Below are 12696 nucleotides of genomic sequence, written 5' to 3'. Positions count from 1 at the left end.
ATACAATTGCCCTAGGCTTTGCTACTTTATAGCAATTGTATAGACCACTTGCAGACGAATGGACGCCCTATGAGAGCCGTAACACTTATTTTAACCAGCTTGTTTATATTGACCACCACAGGCTGTGCAAACAATACCGAACACAGTACTGCTGAGCAAAAAGAGACAACATACTTAACCTATGTAAAAACGGGCGATAAAGTGCCGGTTACCCAGTTTGTTGATATCCAAGGAAACAGCATTGATCTCAGCAAGTCGCGTAACAACAAGCTACTCATACTGTTTGCCACTTGGTGTCATGACTCACAGCGCACCATCAAACACCTAACGGCATCCGACATTTATTTGAGCCCTAATGTCGATATTATTGGCATTGGGCGGGAGGAAAGCAAAGAAGCGCTAGATAAGTTTGCTGCAGAGTATCAGCTCAATTTTACTTTAGTCGCTGATACCGATAGAAGTATCTACAACCAATTTGCCAACACAGGTATACCGAGGCTGATATTGCTAGATGCTGACAATAATGTGGTCAAGACCCTTATTGGTGAAACAGAGAATGCCATTACCGAAGTAGTTTGGTGATTTACTGTTGCACATTAAAGTGAGGCTGCGGACTTATTCACGGTCTCACTTTAACCAATGAAGCAGCATCAAATTAATCTACTGCTGTATAAGTTTTACTGTTCCAGTCAAATTTGTACTCGACCCCTTGCCATTCATAAACTGTGTAGCCATCTTTTTGCACCACCCGTGCGTTCTCAGGTAAATGTGTTAACCCCGTGGCATAGCGAACACTGGTGGTGACTCTTTCTGGCGCGGCAATGACTTTAGGTTCGACTTGGCGATAGCTTGGACGCTGATATCGGTATGGATACACATGTCGATTACCTGAGTAGCCCCAACGCGAGCCATAATAGCCCCAACCGGGACGGTAATAGCGGCCACGATAGGGGTACGAGTACCAACCGTTTGATACACCAACATTCCAACGCCATGGGTCGTTAAAATTTGAGTTCCAGCCACTGCCCCAACCGACACCAACACTGACATTACTCACGGCCCATAACGGCGGTGCAACAATGGGTACATGCTGCTGTGCAGCAGTATTCCCTAGTGCTGCCGAACTCGACAACAGCATGAGTGATAGTGTAATCCCGCTAGCAATAAGTTGTTTCATAGCCTACTCCTGCACTAATTCAACATTAGCAAAACATAAAGCGCTAAACCATATTACGCCCAAATACACTTAACGCCAATGCCATTTAAAGCAGCACTTAACGCAAAAGCGGCCCCATAACTAACAACTGACTCAGCAGCGTACTAAGCTTTGATGAACAAGCGTTTAACGCCTAGGTGAAAAATGCTATAGTGCGCGCCATATCACAGTTTATAGCGATGAGAATTCCCCTATGAGTTTTAAGGATTTACGCAGTTTTATAGAGCACCTAGAGAGTAATGGTGAGCTTAAGCGTATTAGTTATCCGGTCGACCCTCATCTGGAAATGACAGAGATTGCCGATCGTGTTTTGCGTACAAAAGGCCCTGCTCTGTTATTCGAAAACCCGATCGGCAATGACATGCCTGTGCTGGTGAACCTGTTCGGTACGCCGAAACGAGTCGCAATGGCGCTAGGTAAAGAAGATCCTCTCGCCCTTAGAGAAGTAGGTGAGTTACTCGCGTTTCTAAAAGAACCTGAGCCACCCCGTGGCTTTAAAGACGCTATTTCTAAAATTCCTATGTTTAAGCAAGCCTTAAACATGCCGCCTAAGACTGTACGTAACCCACCTTGCCAGCAAGTCGTAAAAACCGGTGATGAGGTCGATCTAACTAAGCTGCCGATCCAACACTGCTGGCCTGGAGATGTTGCCCCCTTGGTCACTTGGGGACTGACCATTACTAAAGGGCCACGTCAAAAACGGCAGAATTTGGGGATCTACCGCCAGCAACTGCTCGGTAAAGATAAACTGATTATGCGCTGGCTTGACCATCGTGGCGGCGCATTAGATTTTAAAGATTTCAAAGAGAAAAACCCCGGCGAGCGCTACCCTGTTGTAGTGGCATTGGGTGCCGATCCGGTTACCATTTTAGGTGCAGTGACTCCTGTGCCTGATTCAATGAGTGAGTATGCCTTTGCCGGTCTGTTACGCGGTGAGCGTACTGAAGTGTGTAAAGCGCTCAGCTGTGATTTAGAAGTCCCTGCCACCAGCGAAATCATTCTTGAAGGTTATATCGATCCTGATGAGACTGCTGAAGAGGGCCCCTATGGTGACCATACTGGTTATTATAATGAGACCGACTCTTTCCCAGTCTTTACTGTGACCCATATGACCCATCGAAAAGATGCAATCTATCACAGTACTTATACCGGCCGTCCACCTGACGAACCCGCGATGCTCGGTGTTGCGCTTAACGAGATTTTTGTCCCTATTTTACGTAAACAGTACCCAGAGATCATCGACTTCTATCTGCCGCCAGAAGGTTGCTCCTACCGTATGGCAGTGATCTCCATTCGTAAAGAGTATCCAGGTCATGCCAAGCGGGTGATGATGGGCGCGTGGTCGTTTTTACGTCAGTTTATGTACACCAAATTTATTGTTGTCGTCGACGAAGACGTTAACTGTCGAGATTGGAACGATGTGATCTGGGCGATTACCACCCGAATGGATCCCAAACGTGACACGGTAATGATAGAAAACACCCCGATCGATTATCTCGATTTTGCCTCTCCTGTGACTGGACTTGGTTCAAAAATGGGCATGGATGCAACCAATAAATGGCCAGGCGAAACCGATCGCGAATGGGGCACTCCTATCGTGATGGATGAAGCCGTCAAACAAAAAATAGATGAAATATGGAGCGATCTAGGAATAGACGACGCACCGACCCTATAACGTAGCTTTGCCCTAGGTAATGCACCAAAACATATGTTGAATAGGCTTCCAAAGAGAGGCTCATCAAGGAATAAAGATGAACACCATTAGTTGTACAATTGAAAAAATCGCACCGTTTAATGATGCGGTATTTCAGGTTATTTTAAAGCCTGTGGTTGCCTTTGATTTCAAAGCTGGCCAATACCTTTGCGTAGTGATGGGAGAGAAAGACAAACGTCCGTTCTCTATCGCCTCAGCGCCTGATTGTCAGCACCTAGAGCTACATATTGGTGCCGCTGTTAGCGAGAGCTACCCAATGCAAGTGGTTGAGCGTCTTCAAGACTGCTTAGCAAATAACAGTACAATTGATATTGAAATACCTGGCGGTGATGCACATTTACGCCATAACAGCATGCGTCCACGCTTACTGATTGCTGGCGGTACTGGATTCTCTTACATCAAGAGCATCGTTGAGCACCAGATAGCCCTTGGACAAGAGATTGAGACCACGCTTTATTGGGGTTGCCGTACCACTGACGCGATGTACTACGAAACCATCGCCCGAGAGTGGCATGATGCGCACCCTTGGTTGCATTTTGTGCCTGTAGTAGAACAAGCACCAAGCGACTGGAATGGTAAACAAGCTAACTTGTTAGAGCAGATAAAAGCCGATTTTGTTAGCCTTAATGGCTACGACATCTATATTGCAGGTCGTTTTGATATGGTCGGTGCGGCGCGAGAAGAGTTCCGTAGCATGGGGGTTGAAGAGGACCATTTATACGGTGATGCATTCGCCTTTATAAAATAAGCTCTCATTAAGCTGATTGCAGCTTAATCATGCTGCACTAAAAAGGGCGCCGATATTCATTATCTGCGCCCTTTATTATTTTTGTCGTCTTTAGAATCGTTTAAAAGCGGCTAAATCCTAACCTGATCGTATTTATACCAAGCCACGATACTGCCTAATATCGGCGTGATCCAAACGGCACTCTTGTTATCGGTATATATTCGATAAAAGTACAGCTCTTCATCGGTAATGTCGTGCTTTCTAATCGCTCGATAAAAATACATCGCTGACGGGCTTACCGTTTCAGGTTTAATAAACTCTTTTTGACTCACTTTGACTTGAAACACATCAACGGTCATATCATCAATTTTCTGCTGATATTGCTTAAAGGTACCGCGTAACTTGTACTTAATCGGTGTGGTTAAACAGTCTTCATCGGTAATACAAGCCGCAGCATAAAACTGTCCGGTGTTATCCCCATCATAGATCAATGACAGACTGAGATCTGAGCGCACCAGTAGTTCATCAGCCACAGGAAAATAGACATCAGCATGATAATGGTGCTCGATAATATCTCCCTGGGAATGCTCAAGCTCATTTATACCGTGGGGAATAATAATCTTATTGTAACGGATCCGCTTTTCAAGCCGCTCTGTTAGCTCTGCAAACTGGCTGACGTTAAGCCCCGCTGGATTAATATCGATAGCAGTAATGTTCATCAAACCATGGCAGTTACATTCACCACCTGCGTAGCTTGGGCAAACGGCCATGGAATAATTAGCACCGTCAGTGGCAGAGAAACCTTTAAAGCTATCTAAGCTGCTTAGCTGATTGCTTTCCGGAGCCAGATGTTTTTGCCACATAGACTTATGTAGATGCTCGACATTACTTTGATAAAATATCGGTACAATCTCTTTGGTGCCACCGATATTCAATGCCATTTTTTTATCGGCATTCCACAAACCGGAATTTTTCACCATATTATGATAATCGCTGTTATACCAACATGTTAATAACAGTGCAACCAGCACTAAAACCCCACCAACCTTGACCACCATCGAGACGTCAATGAGTGCTGTCTTAATCGATGCTGCGTCATTCACCGCTAACATTTTGATGTGGGAACGCTCAGATACGTGTAGTTCATAACCACGTCTGGCAACAGTTTTAAGCTGTACTTCTGGATAGGCTTCTAATTTTTTTCGCAGTGTACTGACGCATTGCGTTAAAGAGGTCGCGGCAACGACGCGATCGGGCCAGCCCACAGTCAGCAATTCATCTTTATCGCATACGCTATCTGCAGTGAGCAGTAGATATAAAACTGCTGACTCTGAAAACGTCAGGCTGATAGTCGTACTATTGGCACGATCCAGCAGCTGTTTGGCCTGCTCATCGAGTTCCAGATAGGGAGTCACTTTTAGCAAGATTAACCTCTTAGAAATGATACCAATTGCATTAAGTATTTAGTCAATTCAGAAGCGCTCACGCTTTTCAATTCAAGGCGCATTGACGAGAGAATGGTTATTCCCTTGTAAGTCAATGCAAAGCAGAAGTGGAATGCATGAGCGCTTCCCGCAGGGTGGGTTTCAAAGCCCTGTATGCTGCGCCGAAAACTCTCGATATAGAATAACTATTAGCTTCATGTTTCCGACTTGCCTTCAGCGCTTTGAATTCCCACTGAATGAACAGATACTTAATGCAATTGGTATTAGTCAATTGAGTGGGTTAATTAAACCTGCGCATTACAACAAATTATAGTGATAGATATAGATTGCTATTGTGACAATAACCGCAATTCAGAGATCACAGTTAATAGAGGTATATCACTGCTCACAAAATGAAAAACAATTATCAACAATCAGCTTTGGCACGCTCTATTTTTCAGCCGTCATGCCACAATTAAGTTAGAAAAAGGAAGCGTTTTATAACGGTTTATGACTAAAGATCCTTTGAGAGATAACCAGCAGACCACTGATCCAGCCCAACATTAACAAGTACATCACCGACAGCCCTAAATCGATATCGCCAATCATTGAGAGTGCACTCCCAGAACGATGTGCATCAATGGAGATTAAGTTAATCGCGCGGTAAAGATCGGTTGGGTTCAGTGCAATCAAGATATTCAATAACTGCTTATCCATAAACCCCACATCCGATACTAATACCGTAAGCAACAATAGGTCATAAATTAACACCAGCATGAACCATATAAACAATAGACCAGCGACCGCTTTGGCCTTCTCCGTCGCCCGTAAACTAACGATATATCCCAGTAAAACAAAGGTCAGCGCTAACAGGTTACTGCTGATAACAAACTGCATAAAAGCGCTCAGCACTTCAGCCACTGAGTATTGGTTGCCAACAACAAGCAATAGCGCTGCCGTCGAGCCAAAAGCACAACTGGTGGTGATAAACATCACCACACCATGACCCAATAACTTGCCCATCAGTATTTGCGTGCGGCTGATGGGATATGACAGTAACAACAGCAGTGTGCCCGCCTCCTGCTCACCAACGAAACTGTCATAACTAAGTAAAATCGCTGCCAAGGGGATAATAAATACCGCCGTGGTCGACAAGCTCGACATTAAGTTAACCAGTGGCGGTAGCGCTAGTTCCCCGGTCACGGCACTGCCTGCAAACGTGATAGAGAGTGACAACAGCATAAATATACTGCCCATGAATAAGATCCAGCGATTGCGTAAGCTATCGCGTAGCTCTTTGTAAGCAATAATAAAAATAGGCGAAGTGAACTGAAGGTTATTCATAACGTACTCATAATGTGCTTTGACGCGCCAACGGGCTAAGTAACGACTGCAACCAACCTTTTGGCGACGCATCCGTCACCGCAATATTCGCTGGTAACGGATGCAAGGGTTGCTGCTGCATAAAGTGATGGTAGATAACCTCTAAGCTGGGCTCAATAACACTGAAATCGGTACAAGACTTTTGTTGCACTAGATACTCAATCACGGCTTTACGCTCATCAGTACTCACCCATAGCGCTTGTCCATGAGTTAAAGACTGTAGATAGCTATCGCCCCGCACTTTATCGGTGAAATTGGGCAGCTTAATTTGTGCCTTTAAGCCACTTGCGTGACGTAATTCATTAAGGGTTCCACAGCCGACTCGGCGACCACCCGCAAGTAAAAGAGCCCTGTCGAGATGTTTCTCAACGATCGACAGTTCATGGGTGCAGATAATCACTGCGCAGCCCTGCTGCTTGAGCGACTCTACCTTTTGATACAAGAACTGCGAGGCTTGTGGGTCAAGCCCTACCGTGGGCTCATCCAGTAATAAGATATCGGGATGGGACAGAATAGCTTGAGCCACACCGAGTCGTTGCTTCATCCCTTTTGAATAGGTTTTTAACTGTCGGTGCTGGGCATATTCCAGTTCGAACTCGGCAATAAGCTGCTTAACTCGTGTGACTTTGACCCCTTTAAGCGCGGCAAAATAGCTCAGCACCTCCCAGCCAGTAAGCTTGTCATAAAAACTGACATCCTCAGGCAGATACCCAAGATTAATCGGCTGCAGAGCGTGCCCGCCCTGCAAGGTTAGTTTGCCTGATGTGGGCTTAATCAGCCCCAGGATCAGCTTTATCAGGCTCGATTTCCCCGCACCATTATGACCAAGCAGTGCTAACGTTTGCCCTTGATACACCTCTAGATTGATGTCCTGCAACGCGTCAACATCAGCAAAGCGTAAGCCCACATGCTCAACACTCACCACGGGAGTATGAGAAGTAGTACTCGTATCACTGTTCATAGACAAACTCACTTTTTGGCATATCAAACTCGACAGCATTGGCGATAGGAAAAGGCTGCATCAACGGATGATCATCTTTAATACCGCTGGCGGTAAACACGGTCAATTGCGACTCGACCCAACGCAAAAGAGCAACCACAGGACTGTTCATTAAAAATTTGGCTTCGGGATAGCGCCAAAACAACTTGTCCATTGAATCGTTAGGTTGGTAACTCTGCTCGCCAATGCCATCTTGGCTATGATCCCAACCCATATAGCTACTCCAATAGTTGCCTCGACCCGCCTGACTCCACTGCAGCAGTTCATCGCCAACATATTTCACTTGGATAAGGTTATTAATAAAATTGTTCTCATAAATGCGGTTTTGCTCGCCACCCATTGCCATCGCAATGCCGATATCGCTCATCGCAAACTCGTTACCACGGATCTCATTATCTAAGGCTCCGTAGATGAACATGGCCCGACCTTGATTACCTAAGGCCTCCTGTCCATTGGGATTATGGATATTGCGAAGCACATTGAACTCAATACGGGCACCATTGGTGATATTTAAAAGCACCCCATATTCACTGGCATTTTGTACCCAATTATGATGCAGATACACAGATTTAGAGCTCATAATCGCGTAGCCACCATTGACGTTTTCACTGACATTACCGTAAGCCTCATCTTGCTCGCTATACATGTAATGAATGCCATATTGCTGCTCATAAAAGCGATTATTGGCGACTAAGCTGCCTTGACTCGATTCGATATAGACACCATCTCTGACATGATCAATTAGGTTAAACTCAATGATGGCCTGCTCAACACGATTGAGATAAATACCGTCCCCCCGATCGAGAATATGCAGCTGCTGATTACCAGAGATTTGGTTATGGCGAATGGTCAGTGAGCGGCTATGATCAGCGCGGATCCCAAAACCATCCCCCGCTAACTTGTTGCTATTAATCGTTATGTTTGCAGTTTGTTCGCTAACCAAAATAGCGGCATCACGCTCATACAGATCCGCGCCCCAGTTTTGAATAGTGATGCCTTCTATAACAACATTGCTAGCACTAACGGTTATCGCGCTGCCGTAACCTAAGGCATCGATATAGGCTCCCTCTCGTCCTTGTAGAGTGAGTGATTGAGTGATGTCGAAGTTGCCGCTGTAATGTGCATCTTGCAGCACTATGATATCGCCACTGCTGGCGCTGAGTAGTTGATCTCGCAGTCCATCACTACTATTGACTGTCCATGTTGCCGCCATCGGAGTGTTGCTAAGCGCAACGGTTCCAATCATCATAATGTGGGCGATAACATGAGCCATTTTTGACATTGAAATAGGCCTAAATAGGGTTACTTACCAGCGAGTAACTGAGTATCAATTTTTTCATAAGGAAGCACGATGCCACCTAACTCCTGGGCATATTTAACGGCAGCGTCTTTAGTGCCAAAACTGGCCACTGCTGGGCCCATCACCGCTTTTTGACTCGCGCCATAGACATACCATGCCGTTTTAGCATCAATAAAGGCGCTGTCTTCGGGCTTTTGCCAATCCGTTGTTGCCATATCATGCACAAAGAGGTCGGTCACTTGACGTTTATTTTCGCTCTGCAGTGCAAAGTTAAACATGTCTCGCGTCGAGCAGAACTTTGGAGTCACCTGCTGTCCCTTAAGATGCACCTGACCTTTAGGCCCTGGGTATTTCTTGATCATCATGCCACACATGTGGCAACGATCATGTTCATCAATGGCTTGCGCTACGACCACAACCGTATCGCTTGCGTTCTGACCACAGGCAAATAACAACGGCAATAACAGCAAGCCCCATAACTTTTTCATCAACGACCTCAACGGAAAAATATTTATTTCTAATTAGCTGAGCTTTCGGTTCAACACCCAATTGCAGCCCTGCAGGGGCGGCGCAATTGGGGCTGACCTACTAACAATCAATCACACATACTCTGGATAATTAAATGAACAACTGAATGAACAATTAAATCGCAAAGTTTTGACCCGCATACAAAATAAACAGGCGTAAACACATCATGCCTGTTACTGCACAAACACCTGAGGCATAAAATGCTTTGGCAGAATGGCTAAACGACTTACTCGTGGCAAAGTTCAGTAGCAACGGACCGGCAAACCCAATGCCTATGACACCAAGCCAAAATACGCTGGCCCACTCACCAGAATGGAAAGCTGCAAATGCACTTTGTGCACCAGCGTTTCCGGTCATTAGTGAGGTGACAATCATGAAGATGAACATGGCTTCAGCAAACATAATCGGCCATTCAGCACCATGAAGTAGCTTCATATCTTGGCTATGCAGATCTTCTTTGAAGAGTGACACCGCCAGCATTTTTGCTGATGCTGCCCCCGCTGAGATCCCTGATGCAATAAATAGCGCCGGCAGTACCGAGGTATTTATGATTGGGAAGCGGATCAAGGCCGAGATTAGGAAACCAGTGTAGGCACACACTGATAACGCTAACACCAACACCAACACTTCAATGGGCTTACGTACAGCTTTCAGCTTGTTAATGATCGGCAATAACACTTTAAGCGCCGGTATTGAGCGTAGCTCCTCCTCTAACGCTAATAGTGCAACGATAGCAGTCAACGGGATATAAACCGTTAAGGCAATCACACCAATAGACATCACGGAAGTAAAGTTGTAGTACACCAAAATTCGCCAGAAGAACAACGGGTTGGTTAGATCTAAAACCAAGCACAACATGCCCAAGCTGATGGTCACAAACGAGATCACCGCAGCGGCTTTGTAGAATGGCGTATTCACAGTCTGCTTTTTATAGAAGCGAACAAATATCGCGGTGGCGAGTGCGCCACCGGAAATACCCGCAAAAAACAGATAAACCGCAATCGGCCAAGGCCACGCAATACCTTGAGATAACCCCATGGTAAAATCAATAGTTCCGTCCATAGCTACACCCCTAACTTAACAATTGGTATGTATCTCAAGCTGGGTTCGGTACCGAAACCAGGCTTAATGCGTACCGAGTCTTTCACTCTTAAAAGCTTACTCACATAAGAGTTTGGATCGTTAGCATCACCAAATATCAAGGCGTCATAACGGCACTGTTGCACGCAAGCTGGCAGTTCGCCATTCACGAGTTTAGTGTTTAAACAGAAATCACAATTTTCCGCTACATCGGTCTCTTCATTGATGAATCGCGCATCGTACGGACAAGCACCGATACAGTATTTACAACCTGCACATTTCGCTTTATCCATGGTGACAATGCCTGTTTTCTCATCCCTATGGGCAGCGCCCGTAGGACAAACAGTGACACAGGGTGCATTTTTACACTGCTGACAAGAAACACGAACATACTTACGTTCGCAGTCACAGTCCGTTTTGCCGCAATGAGGGCAAGCTGAACCAACCACGCCGCCCGATTGCTGCTCCATGATTAAACGTGACTTGCCATCAGGTAAGTTGTTAGTGACGTTACATACGTCCTTACACTCACCGCATCCAGTGCATTTGTTTTGATCAAACACCATTACATAATGGGGTTTATTCGCATCTGACTCCTCTTTGACTGAACTGCACCCTAAGGGCGCTATTATCAAAGAGCTGGCTCCTAAGCACTTAAGGAACCTCCGTCTCTCTATATTTTCACTCACAGCATCCTCCATCTGTCAGCTCTGTTGCTGACCTGTTTTTTATTGGTGTGACTTTACTCAGATGCAGTCACTGAACGATTAGCTATTTTTTGCTCGGTTTTTAAAATTGCATTATTAATGGCAGCTCTACTAAAGCCCTGGCTTTGACTACGCAGCAGTAACTGCCAGTGAGTTATCGCTTTTTCATAGTCTTTATTGAGGTATGCATCCGTGGCGATAAGCAGTTGAGATTGAAATTCAAATTCGTCAAGCGCCAACGCTCTGGCTAGGACTAAACGGGTCTCAATACTCATCGCTCTTTTGTCACGGTAATACATAGCGGTAGCTTTCATTCCTAAGGTCTGCGCGTCATCACCTGTGATGGCGAGCAGATCATTTAGGGTTGCAATAGACTGGGCATATAAGCCGCCTTCTGCATAAGATTGAGCTAACGTTAATAATGCAATTTCGTTGTTAGGTTGCTCATTGACTTTCCGTGCATTTTTATTGATATCTGCGGCGATCAGATAATCAATTTGTTCGTCGATGACTCCTTTATCCCATTCGGTAAAACGTCCAAGCTGGCTATATAACACCAGCGGTAAAATAATAATTACAATAGAAATTGCTGCCGGCACAGTTCGATTCACGGGGCTTGTGGTAGCCGATAAATCGTTAGCCTGCTTGGTTTGCATTATGTGTTGCAGATGATGAGTTTGTAGGTGGTGACCCCAAACAAACACAATGGTGCTAATAAGACAAAACCCAATGCCGGCAGCAAGAATACTCATAGTGACTCTCTAAATTATTGAAGGAATACGCTCAAGAGTGCTAAGCACTAATGCGCTTTACCCGCTCCCATCATGCCACCCATGCCCATGCCGCTTAGGCCCATGCCATGTGCGTTTTCGCCAGGCGCTTCCACTTTAACTAACTCAACTTCGAACACTAATGTCGAGCTTGGTGGAATGATGCCGACCTGCTTTTCGCCATAGGCTAATGCCGATGGAATGGAGAACTTGTAAATGGCACCTTCGCTCATTAACGGGATCCCCTCTTGCCATCCCTCAATCACACTCATCAAGGCAAAGCGATTCGGCTCATCACGCTCATAAGAGTTATCAAATTCAGTACCGTCAACTAGGTAACCTTTGTAATGTACTGTGACCACATCCTCTGGTGACGGCTTGCGTCCCTCACCCTCTGAAATCACCTGATATTGCAGGCCTGATTCGGTCACGGTAACCCCAGCTAGCTTCTTGTTGTTAGTCAGGAAGTTACTACCAGCGGTCATATTCTTTAACGCCGCTTTCTCTTCAGCAGCTGTTCTCGCTGCATTTAATTGCGCTGCCCGCTGATTTAAAAAGGTGAGGATCTCTTCGTCTGAAAACTGCGGGTTGTTTTTTAGTGCGTCAACAACACCTTCAATAACAAGATCAACGTCGACTTCAGCACCGAGCTCAGTTTGGCTGTAAATTTGGCTTGAAATGTACTTACCTAAAGAGGCGCCGATGCTGTAGGACTCTTTTTGAGTGTCGGTAGTCAGTGCTGTGTTAGCCATGCTGCTGGCAGAAATAAAGAGGGAAAGTCCCGTCACAACAGCAATAGAAGTTTTTGCGAATTTTTTCATGGTCATTGTCTCATTAAATAAAAAAG

The 12696-nt window shown here is 45.5% G+C and carries 13 protein-coding genes; 3 read left to right on the top strand and 10 right to left on the bottom strand.

Annotation, left to right across the window (positions count from 1 at the left end):
• Positions 1 to 69: 69 nt before the first annotated feature.
• Positions 70 to 582, top strand: a complete 513-nt coding sequence (locus L2755_RS08920) for a TlpA family protein disulfide reductase (RefSeq protein ID WP_248980339.1) — start codon at positions 70 to 72, stop codon at positions 580 to 582.
• A 73-nt stretch (positions 583 to 655) separates the two neighbouring features.
• Here the strand turns inward: L2755_RS08920 and L2755_RS08915 are convergent, their stop codons facing one another.
• The gene (locus L2755_RS08915) at positions 656 to 1177 is read right to left on the bottom strand and encodes a hypothetical protein (RefSeq protein ID WP_248980338.1); all 522 of its coding nucleotides are present in this window, start codon (positions 1175 to 1177) and stop codon (positions 656 to 658) included.
• Between the two features lie 232 nt (positions 1178 to 1409).
• On the opposite strand from L2755_RS08915, the gene ubiD reads away from it, so the two are divergent.
• On the top strand, positions 1410 to 2891 hold the full coding sequence (gene ubiD, locus L2755_RS08910) for a 4-hydroxy-3-polyprenylbenzoate decarboxylase (protein ID WP_248980337.1): 1482 nt from the start codon (positions 1410 to 1412) through the stop codon (positions 2889 to 2891).
• A gap of 76 nt (positions 2892 to 2967) precedes the next feature.
• On the top strand, positions 2968 to 3678 hold the full coding sequence (gene fre / locus L2755_RS08905) for an NAD(P)H-flavin reductase (protein WP_248980336.1): 711 nt from the start codon (positions 2968 to 2970) through the stop codon (positions 3676 to 3678).
• 110 nt (positions 3679 to 3788) lie between these two features.
• Here the strand turns inward: fre and L2755_RS08900 are convergent, their stop codons facing one another.
• From L2755_RS08900 to L2755_RS08860, 9 genes are all read right to left on the bottom strand, one after another.
• A complete protein-coding gene (locus L2755_RS08900) occupies positions 3789 to 5081 on the bottom strand; it encodes a winged helix-turn-helix domain-containing protein (RefSeq protein ID WP_248980335.1) in 1293 nt (430 codons plus the stop codon).
• A 498-nt stretch (positions 5082 to 5579) separates the two neighbouring features.
• Positions 5580 to 6425: an ABC transporter permease gene (locus L2755_RS08895; RefSeq protein WP_248980334.1), complete on the bottom strand. Its 846-nt coding sequence runs from the start codon at positions 6423 to 6425 to the stop codon at positions 5580 to 5582.
• A gap of 7 nt (positions 6426 to 6432) precedes the next feature.
• The gene (locus tag L2755_RS08890; protein WP_248980333.1) at positions 6433 to 7425 is read right to left on the bottom strand and encodes an ABC transporter ATP-binding protein; all 993 of its coding nucleotides are present in this window, start codon (positions 7423 to 7425) and stop codon (positions 6433 to 6435) included.
• The gene (nosD, locus tag L2755_RS08885) at positions 7415 to 8746 is read right to left on the bottom strand and encodes a nitrous oxide reductase family maturation protein NosD (protein ID WP_248980332.1); all 1332 of its coding nucleotides are present in this window, start codon (positions 8744 to 8746) and stop codon (positions 7415 to 7417) included. Before nosD ends, L2755_RS08890 begins: the two co-directional genes overlap by 11 nt.
• Positions 8747 to 8766: 20 nt before the next feature.
• On the bottom strand, positions 8767 to 9252 hold the full coding sequence (locus L2755_RS08880; protein WP_248980331.1) for a nitrous oxide reductase accessory protein NosL: 486 nt from the start codon (positions 9250 to 9252) through the stop codon (positions 8767 to 8769).
• 154 nt (positions 9253 to 9406) lie between these two features.
• Entirely contained in the window at positions 9407 to 10354 is a 948-nt protein-coding gene (gene nrfD, locus L2755_RS08875; protein WP_248980330.1) for an NrfD/PsrC family molybdoenzyme membrane anchor subunit, read from the bottom strand.
• A 2-nt stretch (positions 10355 to 10356) separates the two neighbouring features.
• A complete protein-coding gene (locus L2755_RS08870) occupies positions 10357 to 11061 on the bottom strand; it encodes a 4Fe-4S dicluster domain-containing protein (protein ID WP_248980329.1) in 705 nt (234 codons plus the stop codon).
• 53 nt (positions 11062 to 11114) lie between these two features.
• The gene (locus tag L2755_RS08865; protein ID WP_248980328.1) at positions 11115 to 11831 is read right to left on the bottom strand and encodes a nitrite reductase; all 717 of its coding nucleotides are present in this window, start codon (positions 11829 to 11831) and stop codon (positions 11115 to 11117) included.
• A 47-nt stretch (positions 11832 to 11878) separates the two neighbouring features.
• Positions 11879 to 12670, bottom strand: coding sequence for an FKBP-type peptidyl-prolyl cis-trans isomerase (locus L2755_RS08860; RefSeq protein WP_248980327.1), 792 nt, complete (start codon positions 12668 to 12670; stop codon positions 11879 to 11881).
• Between the last annotated feature and the right edge of the window lie 26 nt (positions 12671 to 12696).

Source organism: Shewanella abyssi (assembly GCF_023284025.1).
In the GTDB taxonomy this organism is placed as follows: Bacteria; Pseudomonadota; Gammaproteobacteria; order Enterobacterales; family Shewanellaceae; genus Shewanella; species Shewanella abyssi.
Note: the sequence above shows the minus strand (reverse complement) of the source record. Positions and strands in the feature narration are given on the sequence as shown.